Here is an 18,376-nt window from a genome sequence, read left to right as displayed (position 1 = left end):
GACCTTCTGGTAAAAATTTGCGTTTGTAGTGATTCACAAATTTAACCAGAAGGTTCTTTTTTTTCATAGCATCCTAAAATTCGGGATGACTCATGTTAATAAAGTTTATTGCTTTACAATCAAGCTAAATCAAATCTATCAAGATTCATAACTTTGGTCCAGGCTGCAACGAAATCTTTTACAAATTTCTCTTGTGCATCTGAGCTACCATATACTTCTGCAATAGATCTTAATTCTGAGTTCGAACCAAATACAAGGTCTGCGCGCGTCCCAGTCCATTTAACTTCACCTGTTGCACGGTCACTTCCTTCATATATTTCTCTTTCTTGAGATGTAGCTTTCCAAGAAGTACTCATGTCAAGAATATTTACAAAGAAATCATTTGTCAATGAACCCGGAGTTGAGGTAAACACACCATGTTTAGAGCCATCAAAATTTGCTCCTAAAACACGTAATCCGCCTAGTAATACAGTTAATTCTGGTGCAGTAAGTGTTAATAATTGAGCCTTGTCTATTAGCAATGCTTCTGTAGAAACACTTGATTTGAATTTGCGGAAATTGCGGAAACCATCTGCAAGTGGCTCAAGGAAACCAACCGACTCAACATCTGTTTGTTCTTGCGAAGCATCCATACGTCCGGCTGTGAAAGGAACAGTAATTTCATGTCCTGCATCTTTAGCTGCTTTTTCAACACCTACGCCACCGGCTAAAACAATTAAGTCAGCAATTGAAACTTTTTTGCCACCTTGTTGTGCGGCATTGAAATCTTTCTGAATACTTTCTAATACAGCCAATACTTTTTGTAATTGAGCCGGATTATTTACTTGCCAGTATCTTTGAGGAGCAAGGCGGATACGAGCCCCATTAGCTCCACCACGTTTATCAGAACCACGGAAAGTTGAAGCCGATGCCCATGCTGTTGAAACCAGCTCAGAAACACTCAAGCCCGACTCTAGTATTTTTGCTTTCAGGCTTGCAATATCGTTATCATCAACCAATACATGGTCAACTGCCGGAATTGGGTCTTGCCAAAGCAATTCCTCCTGAGGAACATCTGGGCCTAGGTAACGTGCACGCGGACCCATATCACGGTGAGTCAGTTTAAACCAAGCACGAGCAAATGCATCAGCAAAAGCATCCGGGTTTTCAAGGAAGTTTCTTGATATTTTTTCATAAGCCGGATCAAACCTTAATGAAAGGTCTGTAGTAAGCATAGTCGGCAAATGCTTTTTGTTAGAATCATAAGCATCAGGAATAATACTGTCCGCATTTTTTGCAACCCACTGATGTGCTCCTGCCGGGCTCTTAGTAAGTTCCCACTCAAAGGCAAAAAGATTTTCGAAGAAATTATTGCTCCATTTAGTAGGCGTCGTTGTCCAGATTACCTCAAGACCACTCGTGATAGTATCAGCTCCTTTACCTGAGCCATAACTGTTTTTCCAGCCTAATCCTTGCATTTCAAGGTCGGCAGCTTCTGGTTCTTTACCCACATTTGTAGCAGGAGCAGCACCATGCGTTTTTCCAAAAGTATGTCCACCTGCTATCAAGGCTACTGTTTCTTCGTCGTTCATGGCCATTCTGCCAAAAGTATCACGAATGTCTCTTGCGGCAGCGATTGGGTCTGGATTTCCATCTGGTCCTTCAGGGTTTACATATATTAAGCCCATCTGAACAGCGGCAAGTGGTTTCTCCAAATTACGAGAGTGGATTTGTCCATCTGCATTATCATCTGACGATACAACGCCATGAGTTTTTGCTACACCTTCCGACCCATGTGCATAACGTAAATCTCCGCCTAGCCATGTCGTTTCCGAACCCCAGTAAACATCTTCATCTGGTTCCCAAACATCGGCACGGCCACCTGCGAAACCAAATGTTTTGAAGCCCATTGATTCTAGAGCTACATTACCAGTAAGAATCATTAAATCGGCCCAAGAAATTTTACGACCATATTTTTGCTTAATAGGCCAAAGCAACCTGCGTGCTTTATCTAAGCTCACGTTATCAGGCCAGCTATTTAATGGTGCAAAACGTTGTTGGCCTGAGCCTGCACCGCCACGGCCATCTCCTACACGATAAGTACCTGCACTGTGCCATGCCATACGAATAAATAGCGGGCCATAATGACCAAAATCTGCTGGCCACCAGTCTTGCGAATCAGTCATAAGTGCATGAAGGTCTTTTTTTACTGCTTCTAGGTCAAGGCTTTTGAAGGCTTCTGCATAGTCAAAATCCTCCTCCATCGGGTTCGACAAAGAAGAGTGTTGACGAAGTATATTTAGTTTTAAATGATTTGGCCACCAATCGCCATTTCTGGTACCGCCACCACCAACATTTTGTTTCATAGTGCCATTATGAAACGGGCATTTACTAATATCGTTTGATCCGTTTTCCATTTTGTGAAAGTTTATAGATTTATTAAATATTTAAGTTGTAATTCAAATCTGATGTTGTAAAGGTATGAGCTTGTGCCAAATAATCAAAATCGAATAATTCTATATTTGTATAGATAAAATCTATTATGTATTGGTTAAGCGCTAAGCTAATCAAGCTTACTCGTAGAGTAGGGGCTTGGTTAAGGGTTTTGAAAGAAAAAAGTTTTGTTCAACTATTCAATGAAAATATACAATAGTTTTGTGTTTTTTAATAATATTTTCTTCTCTGAAAATAAAACGGTTGATAACTTGAACTGTTATTCAATTATTAACCTTGAGCCAGAGTAGAGTATATAAGCTTTAAATATATAATTAATCAAAAAATCAATTTCAATGAACATTCCTTTCAATAATAAGGGTTGACTATGTAAGATTCATGATTGATAAACGGAATTGTATACATATGGGCCATAATAGCAAAAGTGAAGTTACTAAAGAAAATAATTTAACACATAATTAAAAAAGCGTATTATTTGGAATAATCTGCCTCCTTGTTTAGCTTTGCATTTCCAAAAGGCGATGTGGTGGAATTGGTAGACACGCTACTTTGAGGGGGTAGTGGGCGTTAGCCTGTGCGAGTTCGAATCTCGCCATCGTCACACTTAAGAATTAAGTTTAAGTTGAACATTTGTTATTTGAAAAGCCTTTCCGTTTTGAGAGAGGCTTTTTTTTATGCATTTACGCTTATTTTTTGAGGTTTTCAATTATAGTTGAAAATAAAGTATTATCTTTGCAATTGGTTTAATATTCATTAAAATCTAAGTTAACATCAAATGTATTTAACTACGGAGAAAAAGGAAGAAATCTTTGCAGGCAAAGGCTTCCAAAAAAAAGCAACTGACACTGGTTCTGCGGAATCTCAGATTGCATTATTTACTTATCGTATCTCTCATCTTACAGAGCACCTTAAAAGTCACAAACACGATTACTCTACAAGAGCTGGTTTGTTGAAATTGGTAGGTAAACGTCGTCGTTTGCTAGACTATTTGTATAAGAATGACATTGCGCGCTATAGAGCAATTATTGCTGAATTAGGCATTCGTAAGTAATTTTACTAGACAATCAGAGAATGAGACATCATTCTCTGATTGTCTTTTATAAGCAAAACTAAAAAACTTATATAGTTTCAAGGCTTTGAAAGTGAATTTTAAAGATTCTTGGAATATCCCCGCGGAATATCGGATATAAAATTACCACGTCGAAAGCGGAAACGTGGTCTAATACTTAAACTAAAAATGTTTAACATTCACTCGAAGACCATCGAAATGCCTGATGGCAAAGTGATTAGCCTTGAAACAGGAAAACTAGCAAGACAAGCCGACGGTTCGGTAGTAGTAAGATCAGGAAATGCTATGCTATTAGCTACCGTTGTTGCTGCTAAAGAGCACAAAGAAGGTACTGATTTCTTACCACTTTCTGTTGACTACCAAGAAAAATTTGGTTCTGCAGGTAAAATTCCAGGAAGTTTCCAACGCCGTGAAGGCCGTTTATCTGACAACGAAATACTTATAAGCCGTTTAATAGACCGCGCACTAAGACCTATCTTCCCAGAAAACTATCATGCCGAAGTACAAGTAAACGTAATTTTAATCTCTGCCGATTCTCAGATTCAACCTGATGCACTAGCAGCATTGGCGGCGTCTGCAGCTTTAGCTGTTTCAGATATTCCTTTTAACGGGCCTATCTCAGAAGTAAGAGTATCTAAAGTTGACGGAAATTATGTAGTTAATCCAACAACTACTGAAATTGCAAAAGCAAGCCTTGATCTTATTGTTGCAGGTACGCTTGATAACATTATTATGGTTGAAGGTGAAGCCGATCAGTGTTCAGAAGAAGAAATGATTGAAGCATTGCGTATAGCGCATGATGCTATCAAGATTCAGGTAACTGCATTGAAAGAGTTTGAAACAGAAGTAGGTAAAACTGAAAAAAGAGAGTACAATCATGAAGTACATGACGAAGAGTTAAAAGAACGCATGTATAAAGAATTGTATGACAAAGTATATGCTGTTTGCCAGCTAGGTAGTAACCAAAAAGATGTACGAAAAGAGAAGTTCGGAGCAATTTTAGATGAGTTCTTGGCTACTTTTACAGAAGAAGAATTAGCAGCGAAAAAGGGCTTTGCTAAAACTTACTATGGCGATATTCAATATTATGCTTCAAGAAATCTGGTTTTAGATGAGCGTAAAAGACTTGATGGACGCCAGTTAGATGAGATTCGTCCAATTGTTTGTGAGGTTGACTACTTGCCATCTGCGCATGGTGCAGCTTTGTTTACACGTGGTGAAACGCAATCTTTGACAACTGCAACCCTAGGAACCAAGCTCGATGAAATGATAGTAGACCAGGTTATGACATCTGGTTATAGCAAATTCTTCTTGCATTATAATTTTCCGGGATTCTCTACAGGAGAAGTAAAACCAAACAGAGGTCCGGGACGACGCGAGATTGGACATGGTAACTTAGCCATGCGCTCACTGAAAAAAATCCTTCCGCCAGATACTGAAAACCCATATACAATTCGTGTAGTTTCTGACATCCTTGAATCAAATGGTTCATCATCAATGGCAACAGTTTGCGCCGGATGTTTAGCCTTAATGGATGCCGGAGTACCAATTAAAGCTCCGATTTCAGGAATTGCTATGGGCTTAATCACAAATAATGAGACTGGTAAATGGGCAGTATTGTCTGACATTCTAGGTGATGAAGACCATCTTGGAGATATGGACTTTAAAGTAACCGGAACAGAAGATGGTATTACTGCTTGCCAGATGGATATAAAAATTGGTGGTTTGTCTTTCGAGGTTCTTGAGCAAGCACTTATGCAAGCAAAACAAGGCCGTATCCATATTTTGGGTAAAATGAAAGAAGCCCTTGAAGCACCAAGACCAGATTTAAAACCTCATACACCGAGAGCATTTACTATCGTAATCGAGAAAGAATTTATTGGTGCGGTAATTGGACCTGGCGGTAAAATTGTTCAAGAGATTCAAAGAGAGTCAGGTGCAACAATTACCATTGAAGAAAAAGACGGTAAAGGTTACGTTTCGATCTTCTCATCTAATGGCGAAAGCATGGAGAAAGCAAAGAAACGAGTTTACGGTATTGTAGCACAGCCAGAGGTTGGTTCAGTGTATGATGCAAAAGTAAAATCAATTCAACCTTTTGGTGCCTTTGTTGAATTCTTGCCTGGTAAAGAAGGTTTATTGCACATTTCTGAAATTTCGTGGGATCGTCTTCCGAGTATGGATGGTGTTCTTGAAATTGGAGAAGAACTACAAGTAAAACTTCTTGAAGTAGACCCTAAAACAGGTAAGTTCAGACTCTCAAGAAAAGTACTTTTACCAAGACCGCCTAAAAGTAATTAACCTCTAAGTATAGGACGAAATATGAACAATTAATTGCGTGAAACAGTTATTAACGTAGTAGAACCGTTAACAAAAATTAATTGTTCATATAATAAGAAAACAATAGATTTTAAGCGTTATTAAAGAAATCGTTTCTTGTTTTGATAAGTACCCTTAAGATTAAAGTTTTATAAGACTTTTTAACAAAACTGTTCACTAACTTAATATGCGCCAGCTAAAAATTAGTAAGCAAATTACCAATCGGGAGAGTCAGTCTCTTGATAAATATTTACAAGAAATTGGAAAGGTTGATTTGCTAACTCCTGATGAGGAAGTAATACTTGCTCAAAAAATCCGTGATGGAGACCAGCTTTCTTTGGAACGTTTAACAAAAGCAAACTTACGTTTTGTGGTGTCTGTTGCAAAACAATACCAGAACCAAGGACTTTCGTTAGGTGATTTAATTAATGAAGGAAACTTGGGTTTGATTAAAGCCGCTCAGAGATTTGATGAAACACGTGGATTCAAATTTATATCTTATGCAGTTTGGTGGATTCGACAATCGATACTTCAGGCGTTAGCCGAACAGTCACGTATTGTTCGTTTACCATTAAACCGTGTAGGCTCGCTTAATAAAATTTCTAAGACTTTTTCAGACCTGGAGCAAAAATTTGAGAGAGAACCATCACCTGAAGAGCTAGCTGAAGTTCTTGAGATTACAGCTGCAGAGGTGATTGATACATTGAAAATTTCAGGACGCCATGTATCTGTCGATGCGCCATTTGTACAAGGTGAAGAAAATAGCTTGTTGGATGTACTGGAGAATGATAGTGAAGAAAAACCAGACCAAGGCTTAATTAACGACTCACTTCGTAGAGAAGTAATGAGAGCTTTATCGACACTTACCCAACGTGAAGCAGAAGTAATTACTTACTACTTTGGCTTGAACGGTGAGCAAGCAATGACTCTTGAGGAAATTGGTGAGAAATTTAATCTTACTCGTGAACGTGTACGCCAGATTAAAGAAAAAGCGATTCGTCGTTTACGCCAAACATCAAGAAGCAAAGCTTTGAAGGCTTATTTAGGATAAGATATATTATATACTCAAAGAATAATTTAAAAAGGTACGATTCTCGTGCCTTTTTTTGTAGACTCCTATGGCTATTTTACAAGCTATACACAATATTGCCGAAATCTGCGCTCAAAAAAATGTAAAGACGGCTATTCTTTGTCCGGGTTCAAGAAGCGCTGCGCTTACTATTTCGATGGCTCGGCACCCAGAAATAAAAACATACAGTATAAGTGATGAGCGCTCTGCCGGATTTATAGGTTTGGGAATTGCTCAGGTAACTAAAGAGACCGTTGCGCTTATTTGTACTTCTGGTACCGCCTCTTATAATTTTGCTCCTGCTGTAGCCGAGGCTTTTTTTCAAGAAATTCCCTTACTCGTTTTAACTGCCGACCGCCCGCCAGAGTGGATACATCAATATGATGGGCAGACTATTTATCAGGAGAATATTTTTGGAAAACATGTAAAGAAGAGTTTTTCATTGCCGGCGGATTATAACCATGCTGATGCTGTATGGCAAGTAGAGCGAGTTGTGAACGAAGCCATTAATCTTTCCCAATCATTTCCGAAAGGTCCAGTGCACATTAATGTGCCAATTCGTGAGCCATTTTATCCAACGGAGCATGAGGTAGTAAGGTTTGATAAGCAGGTCAGGATTATAGAGAATGCATCTACTGTAAAAAAACTGCCTAATGAATTTTTTGAGAAGTTTTATGAAATATGGCAGAGCTGTGAGCGTAAGTTAATTATTGTTGGCCAGCAGCAAGAATCACAATTATCGAAGGTGCTGAAGAATATTTCAGATGAATTTAGTATTCCGGTCTTGAGTGATATAATTTCTAATGTCTCGTTCGAAAATGTGATTTCAGCGCATGATGTTTTTCTATCATCTAAAAATGAAAACTTCTTAGAGTCCTTAGCGCCAGATTTAATTGTTACTTGTGGCAAGTCAGTCATTTCTAAGAACTTAAAACAGTTCATAAGAAAGTACCGACCACGCTATCATTTTCATATTCAAGAAAATCCTGAGCTGATAGATCCTTTTCAAACCTTAACGCATAAGGTAGAAGTTTCAGAACAATACTTCTTTGAGACAGTATTCGGCGATTTAGACTTGATGAAGTTTAAAGAAGGTGACGACGAAGACCAAAATGATGCGTATTTTGCCCTTTGGAAGGCCGCAAATCAAAAATCCGTATTGAAATTAGATAATTTTTTATTGAATTCGTTATATTCTGAGTTCAAAACTGTAAAAAATGTACTTGATAAAACGCCTGAGAATTCAATATTTCACCTAGGGAACAGTATGAGTGTCAGATATGCAAATCTCATCGGATTGTCAGCCAGCACAAATATTGAAATTTTTGCCAATAGGGGAACAAGCGGGATTGACGGTACGCTAAGTTCAGCAGTTGGTAATGCCTTATCGACTAATAGATTAGTTATATGTTTGATTGGTGATGTTTCTTTCTTTTATGATAGAAATGCCTTTTGGAATACTTACCTACCCGGTAATTTGAGAGTAGTATTGATTAATAACCAAGGAGGTAATATTTTCAGGATTATTGATGGCCCAAACAGGCAAGCTGAGCTGAAAGATTATTTTGTAACCGAACAAAATTATACAGCTAAGCTTACCTGCGAAGAAGCCGGAGTAGAATACATGCAAGTTAGCAATGAGCAAGAATTAGAGAAATCTCTTGAATCATTTTTTAAACCTGATAATCAAGCCAAACTTTTGGAGCTAATAGTAGATGGCGAAATCAGTGCTGAGGTTTTTAGAGAGTATAAAAAGCTATTTGCACATTTCGTTTAACCTTTTAATAGATTTTTCTTCATTCAGCTGCTTGCCGATATGCCAGTATTGGCAAGCTTTTGTTTTATTCCCAATGGCTAAGTTAGTTTCGCCAAGATAGTAATTCAGTAACTCAACATTAGGGTCAAGTTTGTCCGCCTGCTCAAAGTAAGTTAAAGCCTTAGCCGAATTTTTACTCAAAAGCTCAAATACGCCCGAATTCCTGATTGCCCAAGCATTGTTTGGGTTTTGTTCTAGTGCTCTATCAATTAGTTTTTTCCCTTCAGCCAACTGGCCAGTATTTAATAAATAGAAACCTTTGTTGTTTTCGTATAGTATATTTTTGTTTTTACTTAACGCTTTATTTACTAATTCAATAGCTTTTCCATAATCACCTTCTTGAGCGTAGACTAAGCTAAGGTTATTCAGGGCAAAATCCTGGTTAGGGTTTAGACTTATGGCCTTCTCAAAGTTTGTTTTTGCTTCACTATATTTTTTTTCTTGGTACTGAATATAACCTAGATTAGTAAGTGCCTTGTCATTTTTGATATTTAGATTAAGTGCTTTCTGCAAAACTTGCTGTCCTTCAGAAAAGTTATTTTTTTGAATATAAATATTACTCAGGGTAACAAAGTAGAAAGAGGAATCTTTGTATTTATTTTCAATTGTCTTAAGTAATGCAAGCGATTCATCAAGCCTATCTGTATGAGTTAGGGCATCGGCCAAATTGTATTTTGCCAAGATGAAGTCATTATCCAATGATGATGCTTTTTCAAAATCAGCTATTGCTCCGGCTAAATCGTCTTGAGCTAATTTGGCTGAGCCTCGGTTGTTATAAGCATCAGCGAATGAAGGAGTTTTGTATATCGCTTCCGTGAAAAAGTCAATAGCTTTTGAGTAATCGCCCTTGGTATAAGCTACATTGCCTTGGATAAAAAATAATTCAGCGTCTTTTTCACTGCGGGAGCAAGATGCCAAAAAGATAGTATAAATAGTACTTAATGTTAAAATATTTCTAAAAGTATTAAAAGTATTTATCATTATTAATGTATAGTTAGTTTGGTGTGATTTTTTGATATTTATTTTCTGAATCCACAAATCTTCCGTAAAATTGTATCAGAAAAAACAAACTTCATAGCAACAATGAAATTTATAAAAGAAATTCCCAATAATTATTGTAAGGCATCACTTTATGGCTGGAATAATAAATTTATAATAAAGTTTGAAGCAGGTATGTATGAGCAAACTTATAAAGTGAATGAGTATGATGTTTCGGGCGAAGATGAAATTGAAGAGATGCTTGGAGACACTTTTATGGAAAAAGTGATAAAGCGCTTCAAGGAAATGTCAGAGGATTTCGAGTCAATACTAGATTCAATAGATTAGGACAAAAATAAGAGGAGTATAAGATAAATGCGCTAAAACATTTAAAGTTATTGTACTTTTTTGATATTCTGCATTGTAGAGATAATTAAATCAAAAGGGTTTTGGCATTACTTCTCTTGATAGAATTACGATTCGCCAATTTTTAGTAATTTGATTTAACTTTAGGAGCACTTCTTAAGAATTTTAGCCGATATTTTTTAAAGTAAAATAAGATAAAAAAAAGAAAAGGGTTTTGTTTGTGCGGCAAAACCCTTTTTGGTGTTGTACTTTTTTAATATTTAACTTATTTAATGAAAAGCCATTTTTTGTATAAGGCTTCTTGTTGAGGGCTTGGATTTTCAACTCGCTCTAACTTGATTCTTGTTGACGGATTAGCCATTAGTTTTACATCATAACTAAATTCACGACCAGATCTTTTTACTTTTACTTTAATTACATCGCCCACTTGTTTATCCGAAATATAGCTGCTGGCTATAGGATATTTATTTCCATCAATTTCCAGAATCTCATCATTTACATTAAGTCCGCTTGCATAAGCAGATGCACCTTTGAGTACAGTCGTAATTTTATTGTTAATTACTGTTGCACCTAAGAATGGTGTTTTGGTATCATACTCTTTTACAGTCTTCACGCCAACGTAATTAAAGAAAGCGTCATAATCGATAGCATCAGTACTCCAAACATATTTCTGAAAGAAACTATCCATGCTTTTACCTGCTACTTTTTCACATGCTGCCTGAAACTCTTCGTCTTTGTACCCACGACCTTGTTTCTTGTAGTATTCAGTCCAAAGTAACTTAAACACATCATCTAAAGTCTTTTGTCCTTTGGTCTCTCCGATAATATAAAGGTTTAATAAACTACCAAGTACACCACCTTTATTGTAATAAGAAATTGTACTATTAGTAGAGTTTTCATTCGGACGATAATATTTAATCCAGGCATCCCAGCTTGCTTCTGCTACCGATTGGACTTTTTGACCTGGTTGGTTTTCAATGCCACTTATTGAAGCAGCCACTTTTTTCTGATATTCATCAGGAGTGAGAATTCCTGCTCTCAACAAAATATTTTCCTGATAAAATGAAGTAAAACCTTCGGCAACCCATAGCATGTGTGTATAATTCTCGTTATCATAATCAAATGGCCCAAGTGCAAAAGGTCTGATACGTTTTACGTTCCACAAATGAAAATACTCATGGGCAATTAAACCCATAAAACCTTTAAAACCTGCATCAGTTGTATAAGCTAGCGGAGAGGTCTGGCAAGTTGTTGAGTTCAAGTGCTCAAGACCGCCGCCTATACCCGGCAAATGGTGAATAATAAACGTATAGTCTTTGCAGGGATGTTCACCAACAACTGTTGAGGCTGCTTGGGTCACTTTTTTGTAGGCGTCAATTACTTTTGCTTCATCATATTCAACAGGGCCATTGCTATACATTGCTATTGCGTGAGGAATATTCTGAATTTCAAAGTTTAATACCTTATGTGTACCAATTTCGATAGGACTATCAACCACAGTATCAAAGTCGGCAGCAAAATATGTGTTTTCAGCATCAGCTACTTTTTTCAATCCTGTTGAAATTGAGTTCCATCCCTGATAAGGCTTGATAGTAATTTTTGAAGCAGAATTTTTTAATTGAGGTACATACATAAAAATGCTTGCACCGTTTAGGTAACCATGCGTATCGTCTAAGAAACTGGTTCTTACTGTAAGCTCATAAGCATATACTTTGTATGAAATCTTAACTTCATTTGCTCCGGCAGAATAAACCCGCCAGGTGTTTTTGTTTATTTTCTCGGCACGTATTTTTTTTGCTCCTGCCGATGCCTCAAAGCCTTCTACATTTTTAGCATACTCCCTTACAAGGTAAGAGCCCGGCGTCCATACCGGCATTTTGAAATCTACGTATTGTTTTTGTGGAAGCTCTTTTATCTTTTGGATATTACTCAAAGTCATTGATACTTCGAAGTAATGAGTCCAGGGTTCATTCATTGAAAGCGAGTAGTTAATATTGGTCGATTGTGCATTTAAGACGGAGACCGAGAAGAACAAAAAAAGAAAAAAGAAGGAATAAGTTTTTTTTAGCATTTTGTTATCGGGGAAAGTGATTTGTTGATGTAATAAAACAATTTTTTTTGAAAACAAACGTTTTTTGCTTGAAATTACTCCATTTTTTCTTCTTTACCAAAAATGGCATTCCCTTTGAATTAAACTTTTATCTTTTAGATTGTTTATTTTTATTTCCAATAGCTACCTTTGGTTAAAAGTGGCTTAAGTGCTTTTATAATCAATATTACTAACCCCAAATATTGACCCCCTTTAAAAATATTCCCCTTGGGGTTGGGGATTCAAGACCCAATGAAAAAGACGATTATTATCACCACCGTCTCTAGCTTACTAAATATGGGCTTTCAATCTTATGCCCAAAACACAATTGCGTATACCGATCCTGAATCTTTTTACCATAAAGGTATAGAGCTCTTTCAGAAAAAAGTGTATGCGCCTTCACGAGACGAATTTAAACATTACATCAATGCCACACAAAAGTCTTTGAGTGCCAATGAGTTTAATCTCACCAATGCCGAGTATTATTCAGCTTTGGCAGGTTTGTATGTGAAGGCTCCAGATGCCGACATCGAAATAGAAAGATTTGTTATTAACCATTCTGACCACCCAAAAGCTAAAGTAATCTATGGCGACCTGGGGAATTACTTTTATGAACAAGGTGATTATAACCGAGCTATTCAGTATCTCGAAAAAGCTGTTAAAGCTAATTCTACATCACTAACAGCATTAGAGTTTAAATATAAACTTGCGGTATCGTATTATCAGACTAATGACTACACTAAAGCTTTGCCTTTATTTAATGAAGTAAAAAGTGTGGCGTCTGATTATTCGATTCATGCTTACTATTATTCGGGGGTTATTAATTATAAAAATGCTGACTACAATGCTGCTTTGTCTGACCTAAAGAAAGTAGAGAGCGTAAGCCCTTACAAAACAGAAATTCCGAATTGGATTGCCAATATTCTTTATGTTGAAAAACGATATGATGAACTTCTGGCCTACACCGAGCCAATTATTGAAAAGCCAAATGGCCGCAAAATAGACGATATGTGCCTGGTTACAGCAGAGGTTTGTTATTTCAGAGATGATTTTGCAAAAGCGGCTAAATATTATGATAGATTCCGGACTTTCAGAAAAGGAACTGTTTCTAATCAGGTAACATTCAGACATGCCTATAGTCTTTACAAAACTGAAAACTATACCAAGGCAATTGAAAACTTTAAGAAAATAGCAGGACAAAACAATGAATTAGGTCAGCAAGCCGCTTATTATTTGGGGATTTCTTCCTTACAAGCAAATGACCTGAATGCGGCTCTTGCTGCATTCGAAAGAGCAAAAGCTGCGACATTCGATAAAATCATTCAGGAAGAATCTCAGTTTAATTATGCCAAAGTAGCCATTGATTTAGGCAATAGCCAGCAAGGTATAACCGAACTCGAAAGTTATCTAAAGAATTATCCTGGCGGGAAATACGAAGATGAAGCAAGTGAGGTAATGAGCGATGTAATGTTTGATGCCAATAACTATGCGCAGGCTATTACATACATCGAAGGTTTGAAGAAGCGCTCGCCAAAACTTAATGCTGCTTATCAGAAACTGGCTTATAGTCAGGGTGTTTTAGATTTCAATGCTGAAAGATACACAAGAGCAATTCAGTATTTTGATAAATCGCTTACGCAACCTATTGATAATGAGTTAAAACAGAATGCTACTTTTTGGAAAGCTGAGGCAGCTTATGCCGCAAAACTTCCGGAGGCCGGAGAATACTACAGAAGTATTATTAGTAACAGTAGCAGCGAAGCTTTAAAACAAAAAAGTAAATACGCTCTGGGCTACCTAAATTATAATAACAAAGACTATAAACAAGCCGCAAATTATTTCAAAGATTTCATAAAGGTTCGTAAAGATGAATCAAATCTTCAAAATTATGAAGATGCAATAGTGAGAATTGGAGATTCTAATCTGGCCATTAAAAATTACGATGAAGCACTTAGATATTATGATTTGGCCATCAAAGAAAATAGAACTGAGAAAGACTATGCCATGTATCAAAAGGCTCTTACACTTACATTCTTAGGCAGAAACCAGGAGGCTTTACAAATCTTTGATAGAATAGGTACACAGTATCCTAATTCAAGATTAGTTGATGATGCATGGTTTCAGAATGCCTCTCTGGAGCTCGATAAAGGCAATTACCAAAGTGCGGTTAATCTATTAAGTAAAATGGTGCGTGAACGCCCTAAAAGCAGCCTTATTCCACAGGCATTATTGAAGCGAGCACTAGCCTATGGTAATCTTAAAAACTACGAAGCGGCATTGACTGACTACAAGGTTATTGTAATAAGATACGGTAAAACAGATGTGGCCGAAAACGCACTTTTAGGTTTGCAAGAAACATTGAATACATTAGGACGTTCTGAAGAGTTCTCGTCGATTATTGATGAGTATAAAAAAAGCAATCCTGATAATGGTTCGGTTGAAACACTTGAGTATGAAACAGCTAAAAATCTTTATCTAAATGAAAAATACGATAAGGCTGTAACTGCTCTTTTAAAGTTTATAAACAATTACCCGAGAACGTCTAATATGTATGAAGCTAAATACTATCTGGCTGATTCTTATTACATTCTTAACGATAAACCAAATGCCTTGAAATATTATAATCAGGTAATTAACGATAACCGCACAAGCTTTGTTACAAAATCGGCGTTAAGAGCTGCAAGTTTAGAGGCATCTTCTAAAAACTATAAGAATGCAATTACAAACTACCGTGCAGTAATCGTTTCATCTGCCAATAAGCGTGATATAGTTACAGCGTGGCAAGGGCTTACTGATGCTTATTATTTCTCAGGTAACCAGGATTCAGTAATTGTTTATGCAAGAGAAATTATCAATAACGGAGGGAATATTGTAATGGGTGCTTCTAATAAAGCACAACTGTATATCGGTAAAGCTTACATGGCAAAAAATGATTTTACCCGTGCCGAAGAAGAATTCAAGAAAACGATTGCAATGGCTAAAGATAATAACGGCGCAGAAGCCCAGTTTTTCATCGCAGATATGCAATATCGTTCTAAGAAGTATAAAGAGTCAATCAAGACAGCCCAAGAGCTTGCACAGCAGTTTTCTGACTTCTTGTATTGGTATGAGAGAGGGTTTATATTAATTGCAGATAACTATGTCGGTCTTAATGATTATTTCATGGCGAAAGCAACGCTTAAATCGATTATCGAGAACTCTGAAACACCGGAGACAATTGATTTAGCTAAGAAAAAAATGAAAGAAATTGAAAATAAAGAGTAATTGACAAAGATGCTTTTCTAGTTATTTTCCAGAACATTTAAAATATTTCTCTATGAAATTCCCGATTCAAACAAAACATAAAAAAACAATATATAGTCTTGCATTAATTTCTGGTCTGAGTTTAGTAGTGTTTCCGTCGTTTGCACAAATTGATGACGATATCATTATCACGAAAGACCGTAAAGTTGAACTACCTCCGGCTAACCGCGTATTTGAGAAAATTCCACCCATCAAATCAAATACTGAAGGCAAGCAAATGAAATATACTTTTTTCGACCGTAAACCTAAAGGTGTTGAAGAAGTGAAGTTTAGCCCTAATGTAGTTGCACCTGATGGCGGAAAGAAACCAGAGGAGACCGAAACTTATAATAATTATGTAACAGTTGGTGCAGGTAACTATGGCCGCTTACTTGGAGAAGTTTTCTTGAATACAAATCAGGAAAACAATATGATTATAGGTGTCCATGCTTATCATAATTCTACAGTTCGTGGTCCTGTTGATGGTAAAAACTCTGCAAATATGTATGACAAAGCCGAAATTACAGGTAAATATTTGGGACAGAAAATTCAGGTAAATGCAGGGATTAATTATAATAGAGACCAGTACTATTTTTATGGGTATCAACGACCACGTGAAGACCTAGACCGTAAAGATATTCGCCAGGTATTGAATATCGTACAGTTTAATGTTGGTTTTGAGAATACTGCGCCAAATCCGAAAGTAGATTATTCTGTAAAAACAAGTTTAAAATCCTTAAAAAATATCTACGGCGCACACGAAACAGATTGGGCATCAAACTTTAATGCTTTCTTCCCTATAATCAACGATAAGTTTGTAGCCGTAATAGAAGGAGATGCTTTTATTACACAAAGAAGTGATTTAGAAGTAGATAAAAGAAATCTTTTCAGAGTAAAACCTTCTTTCCGTCTTAATTTCAATAGTTTCGGAGCAAGCATTGGTTTTAGAGCTGTAAACGAATTTGACCAGATAAAAGGAATAGACCGCACTAAAGGTTTTCCGACTTTGGAGCTAACGTATAAATCACCAAGTATGTTTTATATTTTTGCAGGGATGGATGGCGACATAGTAAGAAACACATTAGGTACAATGCTTACGGAAAACCCTTATCTTAAATCTCAGGTTAGATTAATGAATACCGAGAAAAGTCAGGAATTCTATGTAGGTGGTAAAGGCGATATAGGAAAAGGATTTAGCTTTAACCTGAGAGGTGCAATGGGTTACTATAAAGATTTATATTATTTTAACAACTATACCCCAGACTTTGGTGAGGCTTTAGGTGATACGGCAAAGTTCAATATATTATATGATAGCCTTAAAACTCAATATTTCAATGTGGTTTTACAATTGAATTATCAACCTGTTGAAATGTGGCGAACATACCTTAAAACCGATTTTAATCACTATCAGAGAAGAAGTTTCGAAAAACCGTTCCATCGCCCTCTTATTACAGCCAAATGGGGTAATACTCTAATTGTTTCTGATCGTTTGTTGGCTAATCTTGACTTGTATTATTTTGGCGATACCTATGCCAGAAACCCAACAACACAAGAGATAGTTAAGAATAAAGGCTTCGTAGACATAAACGCAGAATTTGATTATCTATTTACAAAACAGTTTACTGCTTTTGTTAAATTGAATAACATATTAGGGAGGAACTACGAAAGATTTCTCTATTATCCGCAACAAGGTTTAAATTTTCTTGTAGGTCTCAATTTTTCATTTTAACTTAGCATAAAGATTGCTCCCAAAATCATGTTAAGCCCTATGAAGCCTGTTGCAGAATACATCAGAACACTACTTTATGAGCATGATTACGTGACAGTTCCGAATTTCGGAGCTTTCATTGCTAATTACATGCCATCAAGTTTTAATGATATCAGTGGTTCGCTCATGCCTCCTCAGAAACGAATTGCTTTTAACGAGATTTTAAAGCAGGATGATGGCCTTTTGGCTACTTATATTTCTAGGAGAGAAAGTGTAACAATTGATGAAGCGAAAAGAACTATTCATAATTTCGTTAGTGAAATTAAAGTTTCGCTGGCCAACGAGAAATCCTTCCATTTCGACAGAATAGGAGACTTCTCATTGAACGAAGAAAACAATTTAGTTTTTGATCCAGACCGTCGGAATAATTTCTTTAGTGAAAGCTTTGGCTTTGATAGTATATTTCCACGGAAAATTGAAAAACAAAACTATACCTTAAGTCACACGTTTGAGGGAGAAGAAGAAGACTTGCTAGTGCACAACAATGCATATTCAACTACGGGAACTCATTCAAAATGGACTTACGTTCTGTATTCTTTGCCAGTACTACTGTTATCGTCTGGCCTTTTTCTTGTTTTGTTTTCAAACTCTAAGGGCAATGAAAATGCAACCAGAAGTAGCTTTAATCCTTTAGATTATATACCTAAGAGAGAAGAAGCAGTAAGAAAAGTTGAAGCTCAGGATAAAGTTAATTCTTCTGAGTACGATATCATTAAACCTGTTTTTGATAAAAAGGAAGGTTTAGAAGAAAAGAAAGAAATAGCAAAACCTAAAGCTGAAGTTGTTACTAAAACTGAGGAGCTTGTTCCGGAAGTAAAGAAAACAGAAAAACTAGTAGAACCAGTACCAAGCAATGAATCTGTAGTAACAATAAATAATTCAGATAAGCGTTATTTGATTGTTTCAGGGATTTTTAAAAGTAAAGAAAACGTAGAAAAGCTAAGTGCTAATTTACTGAAAAATGGTTTCTCTCCAAGAGTTGTTCAGTTTGGTGAACTTATGAAAGTGATAGCAGCAGACGCTGATTCTTTTGAAGAGGCTCAAATAATTGCTCAAAGACATAAAGCACTGATTGGCGAAAAACCAGCGATCGTAAAAAGTAAGTAATAAGTTTTCTATATAATTAAAACCTGTAAGCAACCCTTACAGGTTTTTTTGTAAGCTAATATTCACAAAAAAATATTTTC

At 36.5% G+C, this 18,376-nt stretch carries 11 protein-coding genes and 1 tRNA gene; 9 read left to right on the top strand and 3 right to left on the bottom strand.

Annotated features, from left to right (window positions below):
• Nucleotides 1-119 precede the first annotated feature (119 nt).
• Nucleotides 120-2,396 carry a catalase/peroxidase HPI gene (katG, locus tag WAE64_RS22055; RefSeq protein ID WP_340239949.1) on the bottom strand — a complete coding sequence of 759 codons (2,277 nt, stop codon included), beginning with the start codon at nucleotides 2,394-2,396 and terminating at the stop codon, nucleotides 120-122.
• Nucleotides 2,397-2,950: 554 nt separating this feature from the next.
• Between katG and WAE64_RS22050 the strand changes: the two genes are divergently transcribed.
• From WAE64_RS22050 to menD, 5 genes are all read left to right on the top strand, one after another.
• Nucleotides 2,951-3,034: transfer RNA gene (locus WAE64_RS22050), tRNA-Leu, on the top strand.
• A 174-nt stretch (nucleotides 3,035-3,208) separates the two neighbouring features.
• A complete protein-coding gene (gene rpsO / locus WAE64_RS22045; protein ID WP_340239948.1) occupies nucleotides 3,209-3,484 on the top strand; it encodes a 30S ribosomal protein S15 in 276 nt (91 codons plus the stop codon).
• Nucleotides 3,485-3,670: 186 nt separating this feature from the next.
• Entirely contained in the window at nucleotides 3,671-5,803 is a 2,133-nt protein-coding gene (pnp, locus tag WAE64_RS22040) for a polyribonucleotide nucleotidyltransferase (RefSeq protein ID WP_340239947.1), read from the top strand.
• 205 nt (nucleotides 5,804-6,008) lie between these two features.
• Nucleotides 6,009-6,872 carry a sigma-70 family RNA polymerase sigma factor gene (locus tag WAE64_RS22035; protein WP_101725972.1) on the top strand — a complete coding sequence of 288 codons (864 nt, stop codon included), beginning with the start codon at nucleotides 6,009-6,011 and terminating at the stop codon, nucleotides 6,870-6,872.
• Between the two features lie 67 nt (nucleotides 6,873-6,939).
• Nucleotides 6,940-8,667: a 2-succinyl-5-enolpyruvyl-6-hydroxy-3-cyclohexene-1-carboxylic-acid synthase gene (menD, locus tag WAE64_RS22030; RefSeq protein WP_340239946.1), complete on the top strand. Its 1,728-nt coding sequence runs from the start codon at nucleotides 6,940-6,942 to the stop codon at nucleotides 8,665-8,667.
• On the opposite strand, the gene WAE64_RS22025 is transcribed toward menD, so the two are convergent.
• Nucleotides 8,647-9,687 (bottom strand): tetratricopeptide repeat protein, encoded by a 1,041-nt coding sequence (locus WAE64_RS22025; protein ID WP_340239945.1) that lies wholly within the window; start codon nucleotides 9,685-9,687, stop codon nucleotides 8,647-8,649. The two genes, menD and WAE64_RS22025, sit on opposite strands and share 21 nt — an antisense overlap.
• A 102-nt stretch (nucleotides 9,688-9,789) precedes the next feature.
• On the opposite strand from WAE64_RS22025, the gene WAE64_RS22020 reads away from it, so the two are divergent.
• Nucleotides 9,790-10,032, top strand: coding sequence for a hypothetical protein (locus tag WAE64_RS22020; protein WP_340239944.1), 243 nt, complete (start codon nucleotides 9,790-9,792; stop codon nucleotides 10,030-10,032).
• A gap of 283 nt (nucleotides 10,033-10,315) precedes the next feature.
• Here WAE64_RS22020 and WAE64_RS22015 read toward each other — a convergent pair whose 3' ends face one another.
• The gene (locus tag WAE64_RS22015; RefSeq protein WP_340239943.1) at nucleotides 10,316-12,121 is read right to left on the bottom strand and encodes a M61 family metallopeptidase; all 1,806 of its coding nucleotides are present in this window, start codon (nucleotides 12,119-12,121) and stop codon (nucleotides 10,316-10,318) included.
• Between the two features lie 270 nt (nucleotides 12,122-12,391).
• Here WAE64_RS22015 and WAE64_RS22010 point away from each other — a divergent pair, with 270 nt between their 5' ends.
• Genes WAE64_RS22010 through WAE64_RS22000 form a run of 3 tightly spaced genes read left to right on the top strand, consistent with a single transcriptional unit; the run spans nucleotide 12,392 to nucleotide 18,296 of the window.
• Entirely contained in the window at nucleotides 12,392-15,403 is a 3,012-nt protein-coding gene (locus WAE64_RS22010; protein WP_340239942.1) for a tetratricopeptide repeat protein, read from the top strand.
• A 52-nt stretch (nucleotides 15,404-15,455) separates the two neighbouring features.
• Nucleotides 15,456-17,150 (top strand): TonB-dependent receptor, encoded by a 1,695-nt coding sequence (locus WAE64_RS22005; RefSeq protein ID WP_340239941.1) that lies wholly within the window; start codon nucleotides 15,456-15,458, stop codon nucleotides 17,148-17,150.
• 39 nt (nucleotides 17,151-17,189) lie between these two features.
• Nucleotides 17,190-18,296: an HU domain-containing protein gene (locus WAE64_RS22000; RefSeq protein WP_340239940.1), complete on the top strand. Its 1,107-nt coding sequence runs from the start codon at nucleotides 17,190-17,192 to the stop codon at nucleotides 18,294-18,296.
• Nucleotides 18,297-18,376 lie beyond the last annotated feature (80 nt).

This window comes from Emticicia soli (assembly GCF_037860775.1).
GTDB classification, from domain to species: domain Bacteria; phylum Bacteroidota; class Bacteroidia; order Cytophagales; family Spirosomataceae; genus Emticicia; species Emticicia soli.
This window is presented reverse-complemented; position numbering and strand designations above follow the sequence as displayed.

Bases quoted from the DNA above. Each gene is read 5' to 3' on its own strand.
- WAE64_RS22005 (WP_340239941.1), top strand. From the start codon at position 15,456: ATGAAATTCCCGATTCAAACAAAACATAAAAAAACAATATATAGTCTT.
- menD (WP_340239946.1), top strand. From the start codon at position 6,940: ATGGCTATTTTACAAGCTATACACAATATTGCCGAAATCTGCGCTCAA.
- WAE64_RS22015 (WP_340239943.1), bottom strand. From the start codon at position 12,121: ATGCTAAAAAAAACTTATTCCTTCTTTTTTCTTTTTTTGTTCTTCTCG.
- WAE64_RS22000 (WP_340239940.1), top strand. From the start codon at position 17,190: ATGAAGCCTGTTGCAGAATACATCAGAACACTACTTTATGAGCATGAT.
- WAE64_RS22020 (WP_340239944.1), top strand. From the start codon at position 9,790: ATGAAATTTATAAAAGAAATTCCCAATAATTATTGTAAGGCATCACTT.
- rpsO (WP_340239948.1), top strand. From the start codon at position 3,209: ATGTATTTAACTACGGAGAAAAAGGAAGAAATCTTTGCAGGCAAAGGC.
- WAE64_RS22025 (WP_340239945.1), bottom strand. From the start codon at position 9,687: ATGATAAATACTTTTAATACTTTTAGAAATATTTTAACATTAAGTACT.
- WAE64_RS22010 (WP_340239942.1), top strand. From the start codon at position 12,392: ATGAAAAAGACGATTATTATCACCACCGTCTCTAGCTTACTAAATATG.
- pnp (WP_340239947.1), top strand. From the start codon at position 3,671: ATGTTTAACATTCACTCGAAGACCATCGAAATGCCTGATGGCAAAGTG.
- katG (WP_340239949.1), bottom strand. From the start codon at position 2,396: ATGGAAAACGGATCAAACGATATTAGTAAATGCCCGTTTCATAATGGC.
- WAE64_RS22035 (WP_101725972.1), top strand. From the start codon at position 6,009: ATGCGCCAGCTAAAAATTAGTAAGCAAATTACCAATCGGGAGAGTCAG.